At 46.1% G+C, this 22,308-nt stretch carries 24 protein-coding genes and 1 tRNA gene; 21 read left to right on the forward strand and 4 right to left on the reverse strand.

Annotated features, from left to right (window positions below):
- From rplR to QP420_RS02800, 15 genes are all read left to right on the forward strand, one after another.
- Positions 1-372, forward strand: coding sequence for a 50S ribosomal protein L18 (rplR, locus tag QP420_RS02730; protein ID WP_004114376.1), 372 nt, complete (start codon positions 1-3; stop codon positions 370-372).
- Complete coding sequence (gene rpsE / locus QP420_RS02735; protein ID WP_060786836.1) at positions 369-1,097, forward strand: 30S ribosomal protein S5; 729 nt, start codon at positions 369-371, stop codon at positions 1,095-1,097. The genes rplR and rpsE overlap by 4 nt, the downstream gene beginning before the upstream one ends.
- Positions 1,097-1,279 (forward strand): 50S ribosomal protein L30, encoded by a 183-nt coding sequence (rpmD, locus tag QP420_RS02740; protein ID WP_060786837.1) that lies wholly within the window; start codon positions 1,097-1,099, stop codon positions 1,277-1,279. Before rpsE ends, rpmD begins: the two co-directional genes overlap by 1 nt.
- Before the next feature lie 2 nt (positions 1,280-1,281).
- The gene (gene rplO / locus QP420_RS02745) at positions 1,282-1,737 is read left to right on the forward strand and encodes a 50S ribosomal protein L15 (RefSeq protein ID WP_004131703.1); all 456 of its coding nucleotides are present in this window, start codon (positions 1,282-1,284) and stop codon (positions 1,735-1,737) included.
- A gap of 205 nt (positions 1,738-1,942) precedes the next feature.
- Positions 1,943-3,295 carry a preprotein translocase subunit SecY gene (gene secY, locus QP420_RS02750; protein WP_060786838.1) on the forward strand — a complete coding sequence of 451 codons (1,353 nt, stop codon included), beginning with the start codon at positions 1,943-1,945 and terminating at the stop codon, positions 3,293-3,295.
- Between the two features lie 67 nt (positions 3,296-3,362).
- Positions 3,363-3,923, forward strand: coding sequence for an adenylate kinase (locus QP420_RS02755; RefSeq protein WP_060786839.1), 561 nt, complete (start codon positions 3,363-3,365; stop codon positions 3,921-3,923).
- Between the two features lie 132 nt (positions 3,924-4,055).
- Entirely contained in the window at positions 4,056-4,274 is a 219-nt protein-coding gene (gene infA / locus QP420_RS02760) for a translation initiation factor IF-1 (protein ID WP_004105485.1), read from the forward strand.
- 21 nt (positions 4,275-4,295) lie between these two features.
- A complete protein-coding gene (gene rpmJ, locus QP420_RS02765) occupies positions 4,296-4,409 on the forward strand; it encodes a 50S ribosomal protein L36 (RefSeq protein WP_003842636.1) in 114 nt (37 codons plus the stop codon).
- A gap of 144 nt (positions 4,410-4,553) precedes the next feature.
- Entirely contained in the window at positions 4,554-4,931 is a 378-nt protein-coding gene (rpsM, locus tag QP420_RS02770) for a 30S ribosomal protein S13 (RefSeq protein WP_004105472.1), read from the forward strand.
- A gap of 79 nt (positions 4,932-5,010) precedes the next feature.
- On the forward strand, positions 5,011-5,409 hold the full coding sequence (gene rpsK, locus QP420_RS02775) for a 30S ribosomal protein S11 (protein ID WP_004105468.1): 399 nt from the start codon (positions 5,011-5,013) through the stop codon (positions 5,407-5,409).
- Between the two features lie 79 nt (positions 5,410-5,488).
- The gene (locus QP420_RS02780; RefSeq protein WP_060786840.1) at positions 5,489-6,484 is read left to right on the forward strand and encodes a DNA-directed RNA polymerase subunit alpha; all 996 of its coding nucleotides are present in this window, start codon (positions 5,489-5,491) and stop codon (positions 6,482-6,484) included.
- Positions 6,485-6,562: 78 nt separating this feature from the next.
- Positions 6,563-6,997 carry a 50S ribosomal protein L17 gene (rplQ, locus tag QP420_RS02785; protein ID WP_004131707.1) on the forward strand — a complete coding sequence of 145 codons (435 nt, stop codon included), beginning with the start codon at positions 6,563-6,565 and terminating at the stop codon, positions 6,995-6,997.
- Between the two features lie 151 nt (positions 6,998-7,148).
- Complete coding sequence (locus tag QP420_RS02790) at positions 7,149-8,465, forward strand: Mbeg1-like protein (RefSeq protein ID WP_481616480.1); 1,317 nt, start codon at positions 7,149-7,151, stop codon at positions 8,463-8,465.
- Between the two features lie 38 nt (positions 8,466-8,503).
- A complete protein-coding gene (truA, locus tag QP420_RS02795; RefSeq protein ID WP_481616481.1) occupies positions 8,504-9,415 on the forward strand; it encodes a tRNA pseudouridine(38-40) synthase TruA in 912 nt (303 codons plus the stop codon).
- 101 nt (positions 9,416-9,516) lie between these two features.
- A tRNA-Ser gene (locus tag QP420_RS02800) sits at positions 9,517-9,602 on the forward strand.
- Positions 9,603-9,796: 194 nt separating this feature from the next.
- On the opposite strand, the gene QP420_RS02805 is transcribed toward QP420_RS02800, so the two are convergent.
- Positions 9,797-10,693 carry a hypothetical protein gene (locus tag QP420_RS02805; protein ID WP_481616482.1) on the reverse strand — a complete coding sequence of 299 codons (897 nt, stop codon included), beginning with the start codon at positions 10,691-10,693 and terminating at the stop codon, positions 9,797-9,799.
- A gap of 297 nt (positions 10,694-10,990) precedes the next feature.
- Between QP420_RS02805 and nusA the strand changes: the two genes are divergently transcribed.
- From nusA to ribF, 5 genes are all read left to right on the forward strand, one after another.
- Complete coding sequence (gene nusA / locus QP420_RS02810; protein WP_060786843.1) at positions 10,991-12,037, forward strand: transcription termination factor NusA; 1,047 nt, start codon at positions 10,991-10,993, stop codon at positions 12,035-12,037.
- A 254-nt stretch (positions 12,038-12,291) separates the two neighbouring features.
- On the forward strand, positions 12,292-15,207 hold the full coding sequence (gene infB, locus QP420_RS02815; RefSeq protein WP_481616483.1) for a translation initiation factor IF-2: 2,916 nt from the start codon (positions 12,292-12,294) through the stop codon (positions 15,205-15,207).
- A gap of 1 nt (position 15,208) precedes the next feature.
- Positions 15,209-15,745, forward strand: a complete 537-nt coding sequence (gene rbfA, locus QP420_RS02820) for a 30S ribosome-binding factor RbfA (protein ID WP_481616484.1) — start codon at positions 15,209-15,211, stop codon at positions 15,743-15,745.
- Positions 15,738-16,928 (forward strand): tRNA pseudouridine(55) synthase TruB, encoded by a 1,191-nt coding sequence (gene truB, locus QP420_RS02825; RefSeq protein ID WP_481616485.1) that lies wholly within the window; start codon positions 15,738-15,740, stop codon positions 16,926-16,928. The genes rbfA and truB overlap by 8 nt, the downstream gene beginning before the upstream one ends.
- A gap of 107 nt (positions 16,929-17,035) precedes the next feature.
- The gene (gene ribF / locus QP420_RS02830; RefSeq protein ID WP_481616538.1) at positions 17,036-18,313 is read left to right on the forward strand and encodes a bifunctional riboflavin kinase/FMN adenylyltransferase; all 1,278 of its coding nucleotides are present in this window, start codon (positions 17,036-17,038) and stop codon (positions 18,311-18,313) included.
- On the opposite strand, the gene QP420_RS02835 is transcribed toward ribF, so the two are convergent.
- From QP420_RS02835 to QP420_RS02845, 3 genes are all read right to left on the reverse strand, one after another.
- A complete protein-coding gene (locus QP420_RS02835) occupies positions 18,299-19,105 on the reverse strand; it encodes an amino acid ABC transporter ATP-binding protein (RefSeq protein WP_081090937.1) in 807 nt (268 codons plus the stop codon). The genes ribF and QP420_RS02835 overlap by 15 nt on opposite strands.
- Complete coding sequence (locus tag QP420_RS02840; RefSeq protein WP_481616486.1) at positions 19,105-19,998, reverse strand: amino acid ABC transporter permease; 894 nt, start codon at positions 19,996-19,998, stop codon at positions 19,105-19,107. The genes QP420_RS02835 and QP420_RS02840 overlap by 1 nt, the downstream gene beginning before the upstream one ends.
- Positions 19,999-20,181: 183 nt before the next feature.
- Positions 20,182-21,051: an ABC transporter substrate-binding protein gene (locus tag QP420_RS02845; RefSeq protein ID WP_060786849.1), complete on the reverse strand. Its 870-nt coding sequence runs from the start codon at positions 21,049-21,051 to the stop codon at positions 20,182-20,184.
- Between the two features lie 374 nt (positions 21,052-21,425).
- On the opposite strand from QP420_RS02845, the gene QP420_RS02850 reads away from it, so the two are divergent.
- Entirely contained in the window at positions 21,426-22,295 is an 870-nt protein-coding gene (locus tag QP420_RS02850; RefSeq protein WP_481616487.1) for a 5'-methylthioadenosine/S-adenosylhomocysteine nucleosidase, read from the forward strand.
- The last annotated feature ends 13 nt before the right edge of the window (positions 22,296-22,308 follow it).

Raw genomic sequence — 22,308 nt, forward strand, 5'->3', positions numbered from 1 at the left:
ATGAGCGTTAAGATTTTCGGTAAGGGTACCAAAGTCGCACGTTTGCGTCGTCACGCCCGTCTTCGTAAGCGCATTTCTGGTACTCCAGAGCGCCCACGTTTGGTAGTTTCTCGTTCTAACCGTCACATGGTTGCTCAGATTGTGGATGACACCAAGGGTCTTACCCTTGTAAGCGCTTCCACCTTGACTTCTGACTTCGCTGGTTTTACTGGTACGAAGACTGAAGCTGCTACCAAGGTTGGCGAGTTAATCGCAGCCAAGGCGAAGGAAGCGGGAATCACCGCTGTTATCTTCGATCGTGGCGGTAATAAGTATCATGGTCGCGTCGCAGCCGTAGCTGAAGGCGCCCGTCAGGGAGGTCTAGCACTGTGAGCGATAACGAAAAGGAAACCCAAGTGGCTGAAGAAACTCAGAACACTCAGGCATCCGCTGAGGAGCGTACCGACGATCGTCGTTCCCGTCGTTCTAAGGGCGAAGGTAAGCGTAGCGAGCGTCGTAACCGTCGTGAAGAAAACCGCGGCGAAGAGCTTTTGGATCGCGTAGTTACTATTAACCGTGTTTCCAAGACCCACAAGGGTGGTCGTACCTTTAGCTTTGCAGCACTTGTTGTTGTTGGCGACGGTAAGGGCACTGTTGGTGTTGGTTACGGTAAGTCTCGCGAAGTTCCAGCAGCTATCGCTAAGGGTCAGCTTGACGCTAAGAAGCACATGTTTACTGTTCCACGCATTCGTGGCACCGTTACCCACCCTGTGTTGGGTCACGATGCTGCTGGTACAGTTTTGCTTCGTCCAGCTGCTCCAGGTACTGGTGTAATCGCAGGTGGCGCTGTGCGTGCTGTTATGGAGTGCGCTGGCATTACCGATATCCTCACCAAGTCCATGGGCTCCGCAACCGCTGTTAACGTGGTTCGCGCTACTGTGGATGCTTTGAAGAAGCTTGAAGAGCCAGAAGAAATTTGCGCTCGTCGTGGACTTTCCCTCGAGGAAGTTGCACCAGACGCATTGCTTCGTGAGCGCGCTGCTGGTATTGCCGAAGCTCGCAAGGCTCGTGAAGAAGCTCAGGCTGCTAAGGCTGCCCAGGCAAAGGATGGTGAGTGATGGCTAACTTAAAGATCACTCTGGTGCACGGTTTGGTTCATTCCACCGAGCGTCAGCGCGCGAACGTTAAGACTCTTGGCCTTCACAAGATTGGCCAGAGCGTTGTTCGCGAGGACAATCCAGTCAATCGTGGCTTGGTTATGGCCGTTCGCCACTTGCTAAGCGTTGAGGAGGTTGACTGATTATGGCTAATGAAGAACCAATGTTGCACATGCACACGTTGCGTCCAGCTCCAGGAGCTAAGAAGGATCGCATCCGCGTGGGTCGTGGTGAAGGCTCTAAGGGTAAGACTTCGGGTCGTGGAGACAAAGGTACGAAGAAGCGTTACCAAGTTCGTCCAGGCTTTGAAGGCGGCCAGCTTCCACTTTACATGCGCTTGCCTAAGCTTCGTGGCTTTAAGAGCCCATTCAAGAAGGAGTTCCAGGTTGTTAATGTTGCAGCCCTTGCAGAACTCTTCCCAAAGGGTGGCGAAGTCACTGTTGCTGATTTGGTAGTTAAGGGCGCTGTGCGTGATGGTTACCCAGTTAAGGTTTTGGGCGATGGCGATCTTAAGGTTGCTCTAACTCTTAAGGGAGTTAAGGCTTCTGCATCTGCTAAGGCCAAGATTGAAGCTGCTGGCGGCTCTGTTAGCGAAGAGTAGTAATACTCAGCTAATTAGTCGATTAGCTAATACGCAGTGATTTAACTGTTCAATAATCCCTCTAGCTTTAGGCTAGGGGGATTATTTATTACACAACTCACGGAACCATTGTTTCGGTATGTACCGTGATATAAACTATTGCCTCAGAGTTTGTTTTTTTACTGATGCGCCTAGATTGTAGCGCAAAAAAGGGAGGAAGACCCAGGTGAAAACGTTAATCCAGGCCTTCAAAACGAAGGAGCTGAGGAACAAGATCCTCTTCGTCTTCGCAATGATTATCATCTACAGGATTGGTTCTTTTATTCCAATTCCTGGAGTTGACTACAAAGTTATTCGAGCTTGTACTGCTAAGTTGGCTTCTTCTAGCGAGAACTTTATTGGTTTGGTGAACCTGTTCTCTGGCGGTTCTCTTTTGCAGCTTTCGATTTTTGCATTGGGCGTTATGCCATACATTACTGCGTCCATTGTTATTCAGCTGCTTAGAGTTGTAATTCCTCGATTTGAGGCTCTTCATAAAGAGGGTCAGTCTGGAGAAACAAAGCTTACTCAGTATACGCGTTATTTGACCATTGGCTTGGCTATTTTACAGTCCACCACCATTTTGGTTACAGCTCGTTCTGGTGCGTTATTCAACTATCAGTGTGGTCAGGTTATTCCAGACGGTTCTATGTGGAGCCTTATTGTAATGGTCTTAATCATGACTGGTGGCACTGGCCTCATAATGTGGATGGCAGAGCTTATTACCGATAAGGGTATTGGCCAAGGCATGTCTGTATTAATCTTTATGTCCATCTGCTCTGGATTCCTTCCAAAGTTGTGGGAAATTGGTTGGGGTACTAATGGTCTTAATGGAGATTGGACTAAGTTCTCCATTGTTGCTGGCGTTTTTCTTGTTATTCTTATCTTCGTTGACTTTGTGGAACTTGCACAGCGTAGAATCCCTGTTCAGTACACACGTCGAATGATTGGTAGAAAGATGTATGGTGGCTCTTCCACCTACTTGCCATTAAAGGTAAATATGAGTGGTGTTATTCCACCAATCTTTGCATCTTCTATTCTTGCTATTCCAACTCTTCTTGCTCAATTTGGAGACAGCAGCAAGGGCTGGGTGCGCTGGATTAATGCTAATTTAGCTAATTCCACTTCTGCTTGGTACATTGTTCTGTACACTGTTATGATTGTGTTCTTCTGCTTCTTCTACACCGAGATTACTTTTAATCCAGATGAAACTGCAGACAACATGAAGGAATACGGCGGCTTTATTCCTGGCATTCGTGCTGGTAGCGCTACAAGCCATTATCTTAGCTACGTTATGAACAGACTTAACACAGTTGGTGCTATCTACTTACTGTTTGTTGCTTTGATTCCAACAGTTTTGATTATGTCTTTGCACCTTAATATGAAGCTTCCATTTGGTGGTACAACAATTCTTATTATTGCAGGCGTTGGCTTGGATACTTTGCGCCAAGCTAAGGCTCAAACGGAGCAATTCCAGTATGCTGGATTCCTGTTTGATCACGGCAAAAATAAGCAGTCTGCTGTTGCTGCCAGCAAATAGGATTGTTACAAATAAGATTGTTAAGGTTTTGCAAGATTGCAATGGAGCATAAAACAAGGAGATTAATATGCGATTGCTAATTATGGGACCGCAAGGAGTAGGTAAGGGTACTCAGGCTGCTTTGCTTGCCGAGCATTACAATATTCCTGCTATTTCCACTGGCGACATTTTCCGTTACAACCTAAAGAATCAAACGGAGCTTGGAAAAAAGGTTCAAGGTTATCTCGATAAAGGTGAGCTTGTTCCAGATGAATTAACCAATAGCATTGTTAAGGATCGTCTTGCTCAAGATGATGCAAAGAATGGTTGGATTCTGGATGGCTATCCACGTAATGCTTCTCAGGTTAAGGCTCTTGATCTTATGCTTGAAGAGCTTGGAACTCCTTTGGATCATGTTGTTGCTCTTGAGGCGGAGCGTGAGGTTTTGCTTGAGCGCATGCAAAAGCGTGCTATTGAGCAGGGTCGTTCCGACGACACTCCAGAAGTGATTGCTAAGCGTTTGGAAACCTACGAGAAGGAAACAGCTCCATTGCTGGATATTTATGAAAGCCGTGGTCAGCTTGTTGAGGTTGATGGCGTTGGAGACATTGCCGAAATCAACAATCGCATAGTTGAATCTTTGGTATAAGAAAAATCTTTGTACTATAAATGCGTCCTTGCGACACGCCGAGTGTTGTATTGGGCGCATTTACTGTATCATAGAAGATTGGCGTGTCTTCGGATGCGCGAAGTAGTATGTCCAAGGAACGGAACGAGGCTCATGGCAAAAGACGGTGTGATTGAAGTCGAAGGCACGGTAGTGGAAGCACTGCCTAACGCGATGTTTCGCGTTCAGCTTGAGAACGAGCACATTGTACTAGCTACGATTTCGGGGAAAATGCGCAAGAATTACATTCGTATTCTTCCGCAAGATCGTGTTGTGCTGGAGATGAGTCCTTACGATTTGAACCGCGGACGTATTACGTACCGTTATAAGTAAAGGTACAAGCAAAGGAAAACCATGAAGGTCAGCCCTAGCGTGAAGAGGATCTGCGAAAACTGCCGCGTGATCCGCCGTCACGGTCGCGTCATGGTGATTTGCATCAACCCACGTCATAAGCAGCGTCAGGGCTGAGTGGATCTCCACCGCGAAGATAAAGGAATAAGGCGCTAAGTCGCAGCTTAAGCTGAACCCTGGGTGCGCAGGCCCAGGCCGCAATCAATTGCTATTATTGCGGGAGACTTGGTGCACGACCTGCGTAATAGTAAAGGAATTACAATGGCACGTCTTGCCGGAGTAGATATTCCCAATGAGAAGCGCATTGAGATTGCCCTCACCTATATTTTTGGTGTAGGTCGCACTCGCGCTAAGGAAACGCTTGCCGCGACCGGTGTTAATCCGGATACCCGCGTCAAGGATCTTACGGATGAACAGTTAATCACTTTGCGTGATTATCTTGAGGCCAACTACAAGATTGAAGGCGATTTGCGTCGTGAAATCGACGCCGACATCCGTCGTAAGATTCAGATCAACTGCTATCAAGGCCAGCGTCATCGCAAGGGTCTTCCTGTGCGTGGTCAGCGTACTAAGACTAATGCTCGTACCCGCAAGGGTCCAAAGCGTACTGTCGCCGGGAAGAAGAAGGCCACCCGATAGTCGGTGGTCGGCTCTAGGCCACGAGTTAATTCTCATCGCCTAGACATACCAACTAATTCGTCATAGGAAACGAGGGTCAATGGCAGCTGCAAAGCAAGCCTCGCGCAAGCCGCGTCGCCGGGACCGCAAGTCGGTACCGGTTGGGCAGGCGCATATTAAATCAACATTCAATAACACGATTATTTCCATCACCGATCCATCGGGTGCAGTCCTCTCTTGGGCTTCTGGTGGCGATGTCGGCTTTAAGGGTTCCCGTAAGTCGACTCCTTACGCTGCAGGTATGGCCGCTGAGTCTGCCGCTCGTAAGGCAATGGAACATGGCCTTAAAAAGGTCGACGTGTTTGTTAAGGGTCCAGGTTCCGGTCGCGAAACCGCAATCCGTTCCCTTCAGTCCGCGGGTCTTGAAGTCGGTTCTATTACCGACGTCACCCCACAAGCGCATAACGGCGTTCGCCCACCAAAGCGTCGCCGCGTCTGAGCACTCTTACGAATCCATCCATCCAACCCGCTTATGGGCGGCGAGTGCACCACCGACCAGAAGCTGAAAGGATACAAAAGTGCTTATCGCACAGCGTCCAACACTTACCGAGGAATCACTGAATCCCCAGCGTTCTCGCTTTACTATTGAGCCGTTGGAACCAGGTTTCGGATACACGCTCGGCAATTCGCTGCGTCGTACCCTGTTGAGCTCCATTCCAGGTGCGGCCGTTACTTCGGTACGCATCTCTGGCGCTCTTCATGAGTTCACGACTCTGCCAGGTGTTGAAGAGGATGTCACTGAAATCCTGCTGAACATCAAGGGCATCGTGCTTACAAGTGAGTACGACGAGCCTGTAGTGATGTATCTACGCAAGAGCGGTAAAGGTGAAGCAACAGCTGGAGATATTACTCCTCCTGCTGGCGTTACTATTGCCAATCCACAGATGCATATCGCTACACTTGCTGAAGATGGCGAGCTCGAAATTGAGTTCACTGTGGAGCGTGGTCGTGGCTACGTGCCTGCTCAGATGAATAAGCAGGAAAACAGCGAAATCGGTCGCATTCCAGTGGATTCGATCTACTCGCCAGTTTTGAAGGTGAGCTATAAGGTCGAAGCTACCCGCGTGGAACAGCGCACGGACTTCGATAAGCTAATCCTGGATGTGGAAACCAAGCCAGCTATTACACCACGCGACGCAGTTGCGTCCGCAGGTTCGACTTTGGTTGAGCTTTTCGGTCTTTGCCGTGAGCTTAACGTCGATGCTGAGGGTGTTGAAGTTGGTCCAGCACCAGTCATGGAGGAAGCTGATTCCCAGATGGCTACTCCGATTGAGGATTTGAACCTTACGCAGCGCAGCTACAACTGCTTGAAGCGTGAGGGAATCCACACAGTCGGCGAGCTGGTAGTCCACACTGAGCAGGATTTGCTCGATATTCGTAATTTCGGCATGAAATCCATCGATGAGGTTAAAGAAAAGTTGCAATCCATGGGATTGTCTCTTAAGCCTTCACCGCTTGGCTTTGACGCCAATAATCTCGAAGGTGGCACGTTCTTCTCGCCAGAAGACGAGTAAACAACCACCGCAAATCGTCGCGGTTTTTGGATGTTCGGGTTTTTGCCCACCTGAATTCCGCGGCAATAAGGAGTAATAATGCCTACACCGAAACAAGGGCCTCGTCTGGCTTCTAGCCCAGCGCATGAGCGCCTGATGCTGGCCAATATGGCTACAAGCCTCTTCCAGCACGGTCGTATTGTGACTACTTTGCCAAAGGCAAAGCGTCTTCGTCCACTCGCTGAGCGTTTGGTAACATTCGCTAAGCGTGGCGATTTGCATTCGCGCCGCCGCGTGTTGCGCGTAATTCGCAATAAGTCCGTTGTTCACATGCTTTTCACTCAGATTGCTGAGCAGATGAAGCAGCGTGAAGGTGGCTATACTCGCATCGTTAAGATGGCCCCTCGTCGTGGTGACACTGCTCCACAGGCTATTATCGAGCTTGTTGTTGAGCCAGTAAGCCCAAAGAAGGCTGTTGTTAAGGAAGCTGAGTCCGCTACTAAGGTTGCAGCTAAAGAAGAAGCAGCTGAGTAGTTGAGATTAGCATCTTGATGCATCGGTAAGTAAATCTTTGGCGATTAATCGCCAGCATAAAGGTTTATTAAACGGGTTGGAGATTTCTCCAGCCCGTTTTTTCTATATCTGACATATCTTTTCTATATCTGGTATCAACTACTATTGAACTATGTCAAATATTCTCGATTTAATGAATACCGATTTTACTAACTTTAAAGATCGAAAATTCAATGCCGTAGATTCGCTTATTTTATGCGAGTTGGCGTATGTTTGCATGCCTGAATCGATTCCAAAATATAATGACGATTCTAACGCAGTAGCAACCGTTCCTATAAGCGATTTGCTACGCGGCGAGGATTTTTCGGCAATGTTTAGCTCTGGTTCTACTAAGGTAGATGAGTTTCGCAAGAATCTACTTTTGGCGGTTGCAGCAAGCCCAAGGTATCGCGGTATGCGCGTTGGTGAGGTTCTTGAACGTTTTGACGAGTCGAATATTGATGACTCTTGCGAACAGCAATTTGCGGCTGTTACTTTTGATTTGACAGATTGCGTTGGCTCTAGCTGCTTTGTTGTTGCTTTTAGGGGAACAGACAACACGCTTGTTGGCTGGAAGGAAGACTTTAACATGGCGTTTCGCTGCCCAGTGCCCGCGCAGGAGTCGGCGGCGGAGTATTTGCACTCTATATCTAGGCGAGTGTGCAAGGATTCTTGCAAAAGTGGCGGTATTCGTAGGATTTTTAACAGTGTTGCGGATTATTTTGCGAATTTGTTTAATAAGAAGAACAATAGTGAAGACAGTGATTTAGATAAGAGTGATTTTAAGAATAGTGATTTAGATAAGAGCAATCTAGAAAATAGCAGTGATTGCGATTTAAGTGATAATCCTCAAATATTTGTTGTGGGCCATTCAAAAGGCGGGAATATGGCTGCATATGCGGCAATGAGATTGGATGCGCAAGATCGAAGCCTTGGAAACCACATTAGTAAAATCTACTCAATGGACGGCCCTAGTTTTGGCTCGGACGTTGTTGATCCAAAGGTTTTTTCTCGCGTTGTTTCCAGAATCGAAAAAGTTGTGCCGCAATCTGCTTTTATTGGATTGATTATGGATACGGGAGTGCCGTATAAGGTTACAGTTGCCGATTCAATTGGATTAATGCAACATTTTGGTATGTATTGGCAAGTTAAAGATGGCGATTTTGACTACTGCGATTGTGTAACTCCGCGCGCTCTGGCCGTTTCTAAGGCGGCAAACGAGTGGATGATGAATTTGCCGTTTGAAGAGCGAAAGCGCAGAATCGACAGCGTTTACAGCATGTTTAGCAGTTTGGGGTACTCGACTTTCGACGAGATGTCTTCGCATTGGTCGGAGGTTGTTCCTAAATTATTGAAGATTGCAATGCATATGGATTCAAAAACACATGAGTTGATTCGTAGCGTTATGAGTGCTTTTGCGCTCGCTGGCGGTTCAGATAAGAAAAACTAGTGGAAGTCTGTTTGGAAGTCTGTTTGGAAAGGTTTTGAATGCGTCTTCGTTTAGATTTAGCGTATGATGGCGGCGATTTTTATGGTTGGGCAAAGCAGCCTACTTTGCGCACTGTTCAAGGTGTTTTGGAAGACGCGTTGCATAAGGTTTTGCGCGTAAATAAAGATGATGCTAGCGAACCTTTGCGCCTTATCGTTGCTGGCCGCACAGATACGGGCGTTCACGCATCTTACCAGGTTTGCCATTTAGACGTTTCGGAATTCGTTTTGCAAAATTGCGTTGGTCACACAAATCTTACGCCAGTAAAAGCCTTGGAATATAGGCTCTGTGGCGTTTTGCCTAAAGACATTTCAATTCACAGCGTAAGCATTGCGCCAAGCGGTTTTGATGCTCGTTTTTCTGCGCTGGATCGCACGTACGTGTATAGGATTAGCGATGCGGCGAATCGCGCTAATTTGGATCCGCGCATGCGTGGCTTTGTGTTGCAGCTTGACTACGATTTAAACGTTGATGCCATGAATCAGGCGGCGTCTTTGATTGTTGGTTTGCATGATTTTGGCTCTTTTGCGCGGCCAAATCCTGGTGGAACTACGATTCGCTGCGTTAAAAAGGCTGTTTGGAATCGTGTTTTCCAGGGGAGCTGTTTATCTAAATCAACTGGAAAAATTCCTAGCATTGAAAACGGTTTGCTTGAATTTACTATTGTTGCAGACGCGTTTGCGCATAATATGGTTCGTTCGCTTGTTGGAGCGTGCGTGCAAGTTGGGTGCGCAAAGCGCTCAGTTGATTGGTTTAAAAATAAGATTGAAAATCCGATTAGAGAGGGCTCTACAGGGCCGATTGCAGCAAACGGTTTGACTTTGGAATATGTTGAATACCCTAAAGACGAGGAGCTTGCGGCGCGCGCAAACGCGATTCGCGCTAAGCGCACGATTGAGGAGCTTGGATGAGCTCAACGCGCCATGCGCTTGTATATTCTAGGGTTGTTTTACAATTGAAAAGTTGCGTTTCTTTTTGCATTTGCGTTTTGAGCATTTGCGTGTTGCGCAAAGGATGAATGTCCGAGCGGTCTAAGGAGCACGCCTCGAAAGCGTGTGAGGGCTACACCCTCCGCGAGTTCAAATCTCGCTTCATCCGCGATTAGGGTTTCTGGCGATTAGCTAGAAGCCCTTTTTACTTGCGCGAGTGATATTTCCGCTTTATGTTGTTGATTTTGTGGTTTTGAGCTACATTCTCGGGAAAATCTTCCCGATTTTGTTGTTGATTTTGGCGTGTTGAGCAACATTTTCGGGAATATTGTGGCGTAAACGCGCTATATAAATCGTAGTGTGCTATTGTTCAAAAATCGCGGAAGAATCGCTAGGGTATCCATAAGAGTACGCGCTTATAATGTGCGAAATAGCAATGTCTGCAAGAATATCAATAAAATCTTGATTCGTTTTGCTAAAAATCTGATTATGATCCACATTCCCGTTTTTATCTGCTGGGAAAATCACCTGATTTAGCGCGTCTAGTTCGCCTCGTGCGCAATCCATGTATGCTATTGCGACTATTGGAAGATCTTTTTCGCTAGCTTCGTCTTTTGCAACACCAGAGTCCAGATTTTTTTGCGGTATTTCGTACACTTTTTGTCGCAGGTCTTTGCCGTTTGAAGCAAAGTGCATGAGTGTGTTTGCAATCGTAGCTGTAATATCGCTTTGGCGTAGTGAAACGTTATCAACATCTTTTGCTGCTAAAGTCTGCAGCATAAAAGCGAGTTTATCTTGTTCTAATGCCGCTTGTGCAAGTGGGTCGTGATTCCAATATAAATGCAAGTCTTTTGTGTTATTTGAAAAGTCGTACAATTTTTTGTAAACGTTTGATTCCATTTGATTTGCGATTTTAATCGCGTTGGCACTTGATTCTGCACTTTGACTTAAATTAACCAACTTCCAAGTATTTTGCGCGCTAAAAACAACTCCTTGTGCAAATCTACTATTGCATTGCGTTGCAACGTTTTTCCAAGAGTGAGCAGCATTTTGCAAGTCTTTGCTAGTTGCAGTTTTGCCCTTTTTATCTACGATTTTTTGATTAGTTTTTGCGCTTTGCAGAACTTTGTAGCAAGCATTGTTATTTTTAGCAGAATGAACAGCAGTGTTATTGAATTGCCTAGATCCAGAACATGCGCTAAAAATCAGCGTAGTAGCAATAAGCATTGCAGCTGTTAAAAAGTACTTTTTTCCGCGCATTTATAACACCTTTTGCCATGTGTTTGATAATGTTTTGTGCGCCAATCAAGGCTTTGTAACAAAACAAAATGTGTCTGCATAATCTACTAAAATAATCCGTGACTGTGACCAATGTTGGATTGCTTTTTGTTCAGCATTTTATGTCTAACATTTTTAATCATAGTCATAAAATTTTGCGCTTTGCAGACCTGTTAAACTTAGATTTTAGCGTGTTTGTTATGTGTGAAAAAACATAAAAGAAGAATAAATTAATTTTATAAGTGAATTTATAAATGAATCAACAGGAGGACATGCACGATGGAATTGGATTTGGCGGGAATGCATCAGCTTGCGGCTCAGCAGGGGATTAATGCCGATGAGCTGGACGAAGCACTCGCCGAGGCTTTGCGTCTTGCATACATGAAGACTTCCCACCCAGCCAGGCATGCTCGCGTTGAGTTAGATGAGCGCGCTGGCTGCTTTACTGTATGGGCACGAGATGAAATCCCAGGTGTTCCTACAGAAGATAATCCTCACCCGCCTTATACTCTTGGCGAAGAGTACGACGATACTCCTAGAGATTTTGGTCGTCTTGCTGCTGCTACGGCTCGTCAGGTTATTACTCAGCTTTTCCGCAAGGTGGAAGACGATCGCGTATTTGGAGCTTTTTCTGGTCAAAAAGGAAAGTTGATTAACGGAATTGTTCAGCAGGATTCTAAAGATCCTTCTAACATTCACGTTGCTGTTGGAGATGTTGAGGCCATTTTGCCTCGCAGAGAGCAGGTTCCTGGAGAAAGATACCGCCACGGCGAACGCATTCGAGTTTATGTTGTTAATGTTGCACGCGGTTTGCGTGGCCCAGAAATAGTTGTTTCTAGGTCTCACCCAGATCTTGTGCGTAGACTTTTTGAGCGAGAGGTTCCAGAACTTGTTTCGGGAGCTGTGTCTATTATGGCGATTGCTCGAGAAGCTGGCGCTCGCACTAAGATTGCTGTGCGCGCTAATGCAGAAGGCGTTAATCCAAAGGGTGCTTTGATTGGCCCTGGTGGTTCCCGTGTTCGTGCTGTATTGGAAAATCTTGGTCAAGAAAAAATCGATATTGTTGATTGGTCGGAAGATCCAGCTCAGTTTGTTTCCGCAGCTTTGTCGCCAGCAACCGTAACCGAAGTTCGTGTTGTTAGCGAAAAAAGTCAGACTGCTGTTGCTTTTATTCACGATTCTCAGCTTTCGCTTGCTATTGGCAAGGAAGGTCAGAATGCGCGACTTGCAGCAAAGCTCACTGGCTGGAAGATTGGAATTGAGTCTGCAGAAGAACATGCTAAAAAGCAAGAAGAAATGAACGCCGATTCTAATTCGGCGAAATAGATTTTTGCTAGCATTTAACAAACTTGCGACACTCCCGAGAATCCAACGTTTCGAGTAAGCTAAGAGCTGCAATCTGGGCTTATAAACAGCTTTTTGCCTAGGGAACGAGGTACAAAATCATGGTTGAAATCATGGTTACACGATGAGATATCGCGCTATGAGATATCTAAATAAAAAGCATAAGAGTAAGAATCTTATAACAATATAAAGTGGCTGCGTTCGTATGCGCTGCCGCAGACTGAGGAGAACACTGAGTGGTAAAAAAGCGTGTATACGAATTGGCCAAGGAATTTGGCGTAGATAGCAAAACCGTATTAGAGCGTTTGAAGAGCATGGGTGAATTTGTAAAATCCGCATCTTCAACCGTTGAGGCCCCTGTTGTGCGCCGCTTAAAGACGGAATTTGGGTCTTCGGCTCCTGCAGCAAAGAACGAGTCGAAGGCTTCTGCGCCTAAGAGTGCTGAGCACGCGTCCAATAAAGTTGCAGGTTCTGCATCTAGCGTAAAGTCGCAAGCGCATGATCAAAATGCCGAAAATAAGACCAATCAAAAGTCTGAGCAAAAAAAGTCTGAACAAAAGTCTTCTGTAAATCAGAATTCTGCGCAAAAATCGCGTGATAATCATGATGTAAATAAGGCTTCTAATGGGTCTTCCACTTCGACTTCTGTAGCTCCTAAGCCTTCGGCTGGTGGCGCAAAACCTAATAATTCTTCAAAGGCTGGCGATTCAAAGCGCGGTGCAGAAAAGCGCGGAGGCGCAGAATCTCGTGCTGCTAAGCAAGATCGTTCCGCACAAATGCCTCCTCGTCCTCGTCCACACCAAGGCGCTGGCGCAGGGTCTGCTCCTCGCCCAGGAAACAATCCGTTTAGCCGAAAGCAAGGTATGCGTGCGCCTACACCAGGAGACATACCTCGTCCACACCCAATGTCGCGCCCAGGTGCGGCTGCAGAGAATGCTCGCGGAGCAAAGCCAGGTGCTGGTGGCGCTAATGGCGGCAATGGAAATGGCGGCGGTCGCGGTCGCGGTCGTGGTGGAAATCGCCAGGGCGGCGCAAATGGCAGCGCAAATCGTTCTTCGCAGTGGCAAGGTTCGCATCGTTCAGGCGGCGCAAATGGCGGCGGAGCAAATTCTCGCCCATCTGCAGAGTCGCGCTTTAACGCAAATCAAGCGGCAAGCTTCCAGGCTGCAGCCGCAGGCGCTCCAAATGCTGGCCCATCTAGAGGTGGTCGCGGTCGCGCAGGAGCTGCAGGTGCGTTTGGTCGCCAGGGCGGAAAGTCCTCTAAGGCTCGTAAGAATCGTCTTGCAAAGCGCAGGGAATACGAAGAGCTTAAAGCACCAGTTATTGGTGGCGTGCGTATTCCTTCTGGTAATGGCGCTACAATCCGCCTTCGCCAGGGAGCAACGCTTTCTGATTTGGCAGAAAAGATTGATGTAAATCCAGCAGCTTTGGTTACTGTTTTGTTCCACCTTGGAGAAATGGCCACAGCTACGCAGTCTTTGGATGAAACAACATTCCAGATTCTTGGCGAAGAAATCGGCTGGAATATTAACCTTGTTTCTGCAGAAGAGGAAGATAAAGAGCTTCTTCAGCAGTTTGACATTGACTTAGACGAAGAAGAGCTCCAAGAAGACGATAATCTTGTAACGCGTCCTCCAGTTGTTACTGTTATGGGCCACGTTGATCACGGTAAAACTCGTTTGCTCGATACAATTCGCAAGTCCAATGTTATAGCGCGTGAGGCTGGCGGTATTACGCAGCGCATCGGCGCTTACCAGGTTACAGTTACTTTGGACGGCGACAAGCGCAAGATTACGTTCTTGGATACTCCAGGCCACGAAGCATTTACAGCTATGCGTGCTCGAGGCGCAGAGCTTACAGACGTTGCAATTCTTGTTGTTGCAGCAGACGACGGCGTTATGCCTCAAACTGTTGAGGCAATTAACCACGCGCAGGCTGCTCACGTGCCGATTGTTGTGGCAGTAAACAAAATTGATGTTGCTGGAGCAAACCCAGATAAGGTGCGCGGCCAGCTTACAGAGTACGGTCTTGTGCCAGAAGAATACGGCGGCGACACAATGTTTGTGGATATTTCCGCAAAGCAAGGAACCAACGTAGATAAGCTTCTTGAGGCTGTTCTTTTGACTACCGATGCAGAGCTTGATCCTAAGGCAAATCCAAACATGGATGCTCGCGGCGCAACCGTTGAAGCTCGTTTGGATAAAGGCCGCGGTGCTGTTGCTACGGTTCTTGTTCAGCAGGGAACTCTTAAAGTTGGAGATTCCATTGTTGCAGGCACGTCTTATGGCCGCGTTCGAGCAATGCTCGACGAAAATGGCAATCACTTGCAAGATGCAGGTCCTTCCACTCCAGTTCAGGTGCTTGGTTTGACTTCTGTTCCAACTGCAGGAGATTTGTTCTTGGTTACTTCCGACGATCGTTCTGCTCGCCAGATTGCAGAAAAGCGTCAGGCTACGGAGCGTGCGGCTCAGCTTGCAAAGCGCCGCAAGGTTGTTTCTCTTGAAAGCCTTAAGGAACAGTTTGCTAAGTCCGAAGTGGATATGCTTAACATTGTTATTAAGGGTGATTCTTCTGGCTCCGTTGAGGCTTTGGAAGACTCCTTAATGAAGATTGAGGTTTCCGACGAAGTTGGAATTCAGGTTATTCACCGTGGTGTTGGCGCGATTACGCAAAACGATGTTAACCTTGCAACAGTCGATAAGGCCGTTATTATTGGCTTTAACGTGCGTCCTAATCGCCAGGTTGCAGACTTGGCAGATCGCGAAGGCGTTGAAGTTAAGTACTACTCGGTTATTTACAAGGCAATCGAAGATATTGAAGCTGCTTTGAAGGGTATGCTTAAGCCAGAGTTTGAAGAGGTTGTTACATCTCATTCCGAGATTCGCGAAATCTTCCGCTCGTCCAAGTTTGGCAATATTGCTGGCGTTATGGTTCAAGATGGCGAAGTTAAGCGTGGTACAAAGTGCCGTATTTTGCGAAACGGCGTTGCAACCGTTAACGATCTTGAAATCTCCACTTTGCGCAGGTTTAAGGATGACGTTCAGTCCGTTAGCGAAGGCTATGAGGCAGGCATCAACCTTGGTAGCTTTAACGACATTGAGCTTGGCGATATAATCGAAACCTTTGAGATGAAGCAGATTGAGCGCAAGTAGTATGGCTGGAACAAACCCTAGAGCCGCGCGAATTGCGGCTTTGATTCACAGAGTTATTGCGTCCAATATGGAATCGCATTTGCATGATAAGCGACTTGCTAACGTTACTATTACAGAAGTAAGGGTTACTAACGATTTGCAAATCGCCAAAGTGTATTGGACGCAGCTTGGCACTGCTGGAAAAGAGCAGGGTGAGCGCATGCGCGCAAATCAGGCTTTGCAGCAAGCTAAGGGTCGTTTGCGCACTTTAGTTGGAGCTAAAGCAGGCTTGCGATTAACGCCTCAAATCCAATTTGTTTACGATGAGGTTCCTAACGAAGCTCACGAGATTGAAGACATTTTGGTTGCGGCGCGTAAGCGCGATGAGGAGTTAGCTAAAGCGCGAGAAACAGCTAAATACGCTGGAGAAGCAGATCCATACAAAAAGCCGCGTGAAGACGAGGAATTTGACGACGACTTTGAAGACGGCGACTCTGATGAAGATAACGACTTTGAAGACGGCGACTTTAACAGCGACTTTAACGAGGGCAATGAGTAATTCTAAATTGCCATCTTCTGGCATTTTGCTAGTAGATAAGCCAAAAGGCGTTACCAGCCACGATGTTGTATCTTGTGCGCGTGGCCTGCTGCACACTAAGCGCGTGGGTCACGCTGGAACTCTCGATCCAATGGCCACTGGTCTTTTAATCATTGGATTTGGTAACGCCACTCGTTTGCTAAACTATTTGCTTGGTCATAATAAAACATACGAGGCTGTGATTCGTCTTGGTGAATCAACTAATACGGATGATGCAGACGGAGATGTTGTAGAAAGCGCAAAGAATGAGAGTGGCATTCTAAGCTCAAACCACGCAAATATTGATGAAGTTCTTAAAGAATTGCGCTGCACGGTTGCCAAGAATTTTACTGGCTCGATTATGCAAGCGCCAACGGCTTTTTCGGCTATAAAAATAAATGGTGTTCGCGCCTACGATTTAGCGCGCGCAGGCAAGGACGTGCATTTAGAGCCTCGAGAGGTTGTTATTCACGATTTTTCGCTGCTTGATGCGCATTTTGGCGTGGGTGTAAGCGGCGCAAAGGTTATTGACGTGCGTGCAAGCGTTTCTTGCTCTAGCGGAACCTATATTCGTGCGTTGGCTCGCGATTTAGGGCGTGTTCTTGGCGTTGGAGGCCATTTGGTGAGCCTTAGGCGAACGCAGATTGGCGATTTTTCGGTAGAAGATAGTCGCGTGCTTAAGCTTAAGACTACAGTTCGCACGTTTACAGACAAAAATGGCGTTACGCAAACGCGCACAAAGGCTATTGTTGATTTGGCTACACTTGGCGAACATGCTGGCGAGTCCAATAGCGAGTCTAATGGCGATAAAAACTACGATTTGCAAACCAATTTGCTCAGCATGTTTGAAGCAGCAAAATCAACAATGCAAGTGGTAGAAGTAAGCGAAAATCAAGCTAAAGACTTGCGATTTGGTAGAAAGATTGCAATTCCTGCTATTAGCGCAAGCAATGCGATTGCGTATGTAAAAGCCGCAAAAGATGAGCAAAACGACGTTGTTGCTGTTTTGCAGACCGCCCAAAAATCGCAAGCAACCGAAGATTTAAGCAGAACGGTTTCTATATCTCAAGCCAAAATTCCAACAGAAATCGAAAAAATCGAAAAAATCGAAAAAAATTCCAATCTTATAGAAGCTAAACCAATTGTAGTATTTGTGCAAAGCTAGTTTGCTGGTAAAATAGTAAATAGTGTGAAAATAGGGGCTCAAGCAAAGCGGCATCTAAAAATAAAGCGATACCAGTATTTGCAGCTCTTGCGAACAGTAAGGATATGATGAAGGTCATCGACATTCGACCAGATGCCAACGGCATGATTAATTGGCCAACATTAAGCGCTCAGCGCAAGGCAGTCGTTACAATAGGCGTATTTGACGGAATGCATCTTGGGCATCGTAAGGTTATTGCGCGAACAGTGGAGATTGCGCGAAAAAACAACGCATTTTCAGTTGTTATAATGTTTGATCCGCGTCCAAGTGTTGTACACGAGAATCCAGATTTATTTGATGACTTTGGCGATAATGCGCAAATTCCAGTAGACTCTCAGGCGTTAACAAGCGTTCGTCAACGTCTTAGGGTTTTGCAGCAGATGGATGTTGATCACGTTATTATTGTTAGATACAGCCTGGCTTTTGCGGCAAAATCGTATAGGTTCTTCCTTGGTCAGCTGGTTGGAAAGCTTGGCATGCGCGCGCTTGTTTTAGGCTCGGATGCAGCTCTTGGTGCTAGAAGGGCTGGCAATGTTCACGCAATTAAAGAGCTTGCGCAAGCTACAGGCGTTTTTAATCTTGTTGTTGTAGAAGATTTTGGTCCAGGAGACGTTCGTGTTCCAGACCCAATTGTTCCAGAAGTTCCCGAAGAAAGTGGGGAGCCAAAGAATCCAGCAGAAGGCATGAATAAGGCGGAATATCGCGCTTGGAGCAAAGGCATTCCAAATAAAAAGGTTCGTGCTTGGAGCTCTACAAATGTGCGCTGGATGCTTGCAAATGGAAGAGTTCGAGACGCTGGAGATATTCTTGGCCAGCCGCATAGGGTAGAAGGCATTGTTGTTCACGGAGCTGGGCGAGGCCACCAAATTGGGTTCCCAACTGTAAATCTTGGCGAGCGCATTGATGGCTATGTTCCAGTTGATGGCGTTTACGCTGGCTGGATTGTTGATTTAGATGCAGACGAGCAAAATGGCACTTCTTCTTGCAGCAACATTCCTAGCGTGGGTGTTTTGCGTAAAGATGAGCTTCATCTTGGAGTGCATTCGCCTTGGCGCTGGCCAGCTGCGATTTCCGTTGGCACTAATCCTACTTTTAAAGATGACGCAGCAAATAGCGCGGATGCTTACGATTACACTCTAGAAGAGCAAGAGTCTAATCGCGCTGCCCAAAATCGCACTGTTGAAGCATATGCTCTAACAGATAAGATTCAAGATTTATACGGGCACAGAGTTTGCATTGAATTTGCGCGCTTCTTGCGCCCCCAGCAGGCTTTTGAATCGCAAGAGCAGCTTAAAGACGCTATTAGCAAAGACGTTGAGCAAACACGCGCTCTAGTGTCGGAATGATTTAAAGAAGCTTTGCGTTTCTGGGTCGCTGCAGGCATCCATAACCTCGTATGGTGTGCCGTTTTCTGCAACAACTCCATTTCTAAGCAAAACCACCCTGTCGGCAGCTTCGTGCGCAAAATGCATCTCGTGAGTGGCCATTAAAATGGTTGTTCCTTGCTGCTTTAGCTCCGCAACCATGTCTAGAACTTCGCCAACTAGCATTGGGTCTAGCGCAGACGTAATCTCGTCTAAAAGCAAAAGCTGCGGGCTGGTCATAAGTGCGCGCGCAATTGCCACTCGTTGCTGTTGGCCGCCCGAAAGCTGATCTGGGTAGGACTTTGCTTTATTTTCTAGCTTAATCCTAGATAGAAGCTCCATTGCGCGGCTTTCTGCGCGATCTTTGCTCCAATGGTGAACTTTGCGTGCAGCAAGAGTTACGTTATCTAAAACGCTCATATGCGTAAAAAGATTGAATTGCTGGAACACAACGCCAATCTGAGACCTAATTTTATCTTGATTTATGCGCGGGTCGGTAATGTCTGTGTTTCCAAGCCAAACTTGGCCGTCGTCTACTCGCTCAAGCAAATTAATGCACTTCATAAGAGTAGATTTGCCGCTTCCAGAAGGCCCTAAAAGTGCCACAACTTCGTGAGGCGCAATATCAAAAGAAATACCCTTAAGAACAGGCGTTGAATTATATGATTTACGAATGTTGCTTAGACGCAAAACTGGGGTTAAATCCGTTTGATCGCTTGTGTTTGTTTGATCGCTCATTTGCTGATTTACCTTTTGATTTGTTACGTTATTCATCACACGGTTCCTCCGTTAAGCTCGCGCTTGCGTAGTCTTGCTGTATACCAGTCGTTTAGAACAATAAATGGAATACTCAATGCTATAAACACAACGCTTGCTACAACGTACGGAGTGAAGTTATAAGAAGTTGCAACAGATATTTGAGCGGCTCGAACTGCGTCTACAGCGCCCAAAACCGATATAAGACCTGCGTCTTTTTGCATGGATATAAAGTCGTTCATTAAGGCAGGAGCCACTTTTCTTAAGCCGAGTGGAATAACCACTAATCGCACAGTTTGACCAGATGTTAAACCAAGTGACCTTGCGGATGCTCGCATAGATGGATGCACGTCTTCAAAGCCTGCGCGCAATACCTCGCCAACGTATGCGGAATAGCTCATAACAATGGCAATCGTGCCAAGTATTGCTGGCGGAATTCGCCCAAACAGCTGCAAGCCTGGTATGCCAAAGCCAATTAAGTAAAGAACAACAAGCATTGGTATGCCGCGCATAATGGTTGTGTAGAATTGCGCTATAGCTCGCAGAGGGAAAAGCATTGGGCTTACGCTTGTTCTAATAACGGCAATTAAAGTTCCAAGTATTGCAACGCCGACCACGGCAAATGCAAGCACTTGCACGTTAAGCATTAAGCCTTGCAAAACAGAAGGCAAAGATAGCATAAAGTACTTGCCAGAAAAGAACGTCTCTCGTACTCTTGGCCAGCCAGGGCTCGTTGCAAGCGCTGCAATACACACGCCCAACAGAACCAAAGTGCTTATTATGCTTGTTAGAACAGATTTAAGATTCTGTTTTTTGCGGATTGATCTACGCTCAAGCTCGATATTGCTTAAAACGTATTCTCCAGCCTTGTTTGATTCGCGGGTTTTTGTATTGCCGTTAAGTACTGACATTGGCGGCACTCAAGCCTTTCGACATAATGAATGATACGCACTATTGTAAGCACTTTTATGTGACGATTGGGTTACAAGTTGCTTACAATAATGCGTATTGGTAATGAGGATAGTACGATTTTTATTTATTTTATTTGTTTTGATCTATTTTTAATCTATTTTGTTTGATTTATTTAGATCAATTTACTTTAAAACTGGCACATTAGTTGTGTAGTCTGCAAGCCACTTTTCTTGAAGCTTCTTTAAAGTACCATCTTTTTCTAGCGCATTCACAGCTTTAGTAACGTCTGCAGTAAGCTTAGAGCCTTTTGGAAGCACAAGGCCAGTTCCTTCTTTATCTTCCGAACCTGCAATCTGACCAAGAACAACGCCATCTTTAACCTGCTTGCTGCGAACAATGTTTACGGAAGATGGAGTATCAATAACAAGTGCGTCGATTTGCTTAGAGTCAAGAGCCTGAACCAAAGCGTCGTTATCGTTAAAGGTTTGAATATCGCTCTTAATCTTGTCTTTAGCAAAGCTGTAGCTTGTTGTTCCAACCGCTGCGCCAATCGTAGCTGTTTTAAGGTCTGCCAAAGTCTTTGCGTTAGCAAACTTGCTGTCTTTTTTAACTACAACACCCTGAGTTGCGTTGTAGTAGCTTGGCGAAAAGTCTACTGCCTTCTTGCGTTCTGCTGTAATAGAGAACTGCTGAAGGTTAAAATCAAAGTCCTTTGGTCCTGGAGTTACTGCGGAATCGAAGGTTGTGCGAACCCACTTAACCTTGTCTTTGCCGTAGCCAAGCTTCTTTGCAACGGCGTATGCTACTGCGGACTCGTATCCTTTACCGTTTTCTGGCTTGTTGTCGTACATCCATGGTGTGTAAGTTGGCTGAGCTGTGCCGATTGTCAAAACGCCTGGCGTAATCGTCTTTTGGTTTGAATCTTGTGCGTTTTGGCTTCCGCATGCTGCTGTGCTAACCATTGCTGCCACTGCTAATGCTGCTGCTGCAATCTTTGTAGCTGTTGCTGCCACGCGGTTAGTGTGCAAGTTGTTATGTACGAAAATAGCCATTTTTTCTCCTTCGCATCTTTACGCAAAGCCTTGTTATTGTAATTTTTATTAGATTTATAATCGAGGTTTTGCGGTTGTACATTTGATAGTTTATAAGACGATAGAAGCATTTAAGGCTTAATTGCTACAGAATTGTTATCGCGATTGCTTATAACGTGCTATAGTTTGTTGATTTAGTGGTGTAATGGTTGCTTATTTATGTTTAATTTTGTAAATGTTAAGCGGTGGTTGCAATCGGTGTGTTGCGGTGTGTTGCGGTGTGTTGAAGTGCCTTTATGATTTTAGAATCATAAGTATTTGACTGTGTTTGACTATATTTGATTTTGTTAGATTTTATTAGATTAGATTTATTGAACTTATTTTTAGGGGAGACTATGCAAAAGGAATTTTCAATCGGTAATTCTGGCGATTTTAGCAATCTTTTAAGCCTCGCTGTTATAGTGGCTCTTCAAAAAGAAGCTCAGCCTATTTTGCAAGCATTTAATGGTGAATATAAGTCTTGGCAAGATTACGGTGTTACTTTTATTCAAGGTAAAATCGCCTCTAATAACAAAGAAAATAGCGCGATTCTTACAATATGCGTTGCTGGAATGGGAAAGTGTGCAGCGGCTGCAGCTGCCCAGGCTCTTATAATTGAAGCCAAGCCGCAAGTGTTGATTTTTAGCGGAATTGCGGGCGCTTTAAACCCTCGTCTTGGTGTTGGAGATGTTGTTATAGGCAAGAATCTTCACTATCTAGAAACAAATACTCAAATTATTGCCGAGTGCTCTCCATATAAGGACGTTTTTGAATCGGATTCAAAGCTGTGCAATTTAGCAGCAAGTCTTGCGCAATCATTGGGATTTAGGCTTGAAAAGTCTTTGCAAGAATTATCTTCGGTTGCTTGTGATTCTTGTGCGTGTATTTTGCAAAGCGCGTCTAATGAAAATAGCGCGTCTAACAAGAGCGAAAATGGCGTTGCTTATGTTTGCGGAAACATAGCAACAAGCGACCAATTTAACACAGATCCAAAGATTCTAGACGCAGTTCGCAAAGAGGTTTTTGGCGACTGCGAAGAGATGGAAGGCGCTGCCGCAGCACATATTGCAGCTAAAAATGGCGTGCCGTTCCTTGCGATTCGAGCAATGAGCAATCGCTGTGGAGAATCATACGAGTCGGTTGATGCGCATAAAGACGATTTAGTTCTTGCAGCAAATCGCGCTGGAAGCTTAACTTTGAGCGTTTTGAACGCGCTTTTAAAGTAGATTGCGCTTTTAA

The organism is Bifidobacterium sp. UMB1197 (assembly GCF_030217745.1).
GTDB classification, from domain to species: Bacteria; Actinomycetota; Actinomycetes; order Actinomycetales; family Bifidobacteriaceae; genus Bifidobacterium; species Bifidobacterium vaginale_B.

Excerpts from the sequence above, each read along its gene's own strand:
- rplR (WP_004114376.1), top strand. The coding sequence starts at position 1 with ATGAGCGTTAAGATTTTCGGTAAGGGTACCAAAGTCGCACGTTTGCGT.
- rpmD (WP_060786837.1), top strand. The coding sequence starts at position 1,097 with ATGGCTAACTTAAAGATCACTCTGGTGCACGGTTTGGTTCATTCCACC.
- rplO (WP_004131703.1), top strand. The coding sequence starts at position 1,282 with ATGGCTAATGAAGAACCAATGTTGCACATGCACACGTTGCGTCCAGCT.
- QP420_RS02755 (WP_060786839.1), top strand. The coding sequence starts at position 3,363 with ATGCGATTGCTAATTATGGGACCGCAAGGAGTAGGTAAGGGTACTCAG.
- infA (WP_004105485.1), top strand. The coding sequence starts at position 4,056 with ATGGCAAAAGACGGTGTGATTGAAGTCGAAGGCACGGTAGTGGAAGCA.
- rpmJ (WP_003842636.1), top strand. The coding sequence starts at position 4,296 with ATGAAGGTCAGCCCTAGCGTGAAGAGGATCTGCGAAAACTGCCGCGTG.
- rpsM (WP_004105472.1), top strand. The coding sequence starts at position 4,554 with ATGGCACGTCTTGCCGGAGTAGATATTCCCAATGAGAAGCGCATTGAG.
- rpsK (WP_004105468.1), top strand. The coding sequence starts at position 5,011 with ATGGCAGCTGCAAAGCAAGCCTCGCGCAAGCCGCGTCGCCGGGACCGC.
- rplQ (WP_004131707.1), top strand. The coding sequence starts at position 6,563 with ATGCCTACACCGAAACAAGGGCCTCGTCTGGCTTCTAGCCCAGCGCAT.
- QP420_RS02790 (WP_481616480.1), top strand. The coding sequence starts at position 7,149 with ATGTCAAATATTCTCGATTTAATGAATACCGATTTTACTAACTTTAAA.
- truA (WP_481616481.1), top strand. The coding sequence starts at position 8,504 with ATGCGTCTTCGTTTAGATTTAGCGTATGATGGCGGCGATTTTTATGGT.
- QP420_RS02805 (WP_481616482.1), bottom strand. The coding sequence starts at position 10,693 with ATGCGCGGAAAAAAGTACTTTTTAACAGCTGCAATGCTTATTGCTACT.
- nusA (WP_060786843.1), top strand. The coding sequence starts at position 10,991 with ATGGAATTGGATTTGGCGGGAATGCATCAGCTTGCGGCTCAGCAGGGG.
- rbfA (WP_481616484.1), top strand. The coding sequence starts at position 15,209 with ATGGCTGGAACAAACCCTAGAGCCGCGCGAATTGCGGCTTTGATTCAC.
- truB (WP_481616485.1), top strand. The coding sequence starts at position 15,738 with ATGAGTAATTCTAAATTGCCATCTTCTGGCATTTTGCTAGTAGATAAG.
- ribF (WP_481616538.1), top strand. The coding sequence starts at position 17,036 with ATGAAGGTCATCGACATTCGACCAGATGCCAACGGCATGATTAATTGG.
- QP420_RS02835 (WP_081090937.1), bottom strand. The coding sequence starts at position 19,105 with ATGAATAACGTAACAAATCAAAAGGTAAATCAGCAAATGAGCGATCAA.
- QP420_RS02840 (WP_481616486.1), bottom strand. The coding sequence starts at position 19,998 with ATGTCAGTACTTAACGGCAATACAAAAACCCGCGAATCAAACAAGGCT.
- QP420_RS02845 (WP_060786849.1), bottom strand. The coding sequence starts at position 21,051 with ATGGCTATTTTCGTACATAACAACTTGCACACTAACCGCGTGGCAGCA.
- QP420_RS02850 (WP_481616487.1), top strand. The coding sequence starts at position 21,426 with ATGCAAAAGGAATTTTCAATCGGTAATTCTGGCGATTTTAGCAATCTT.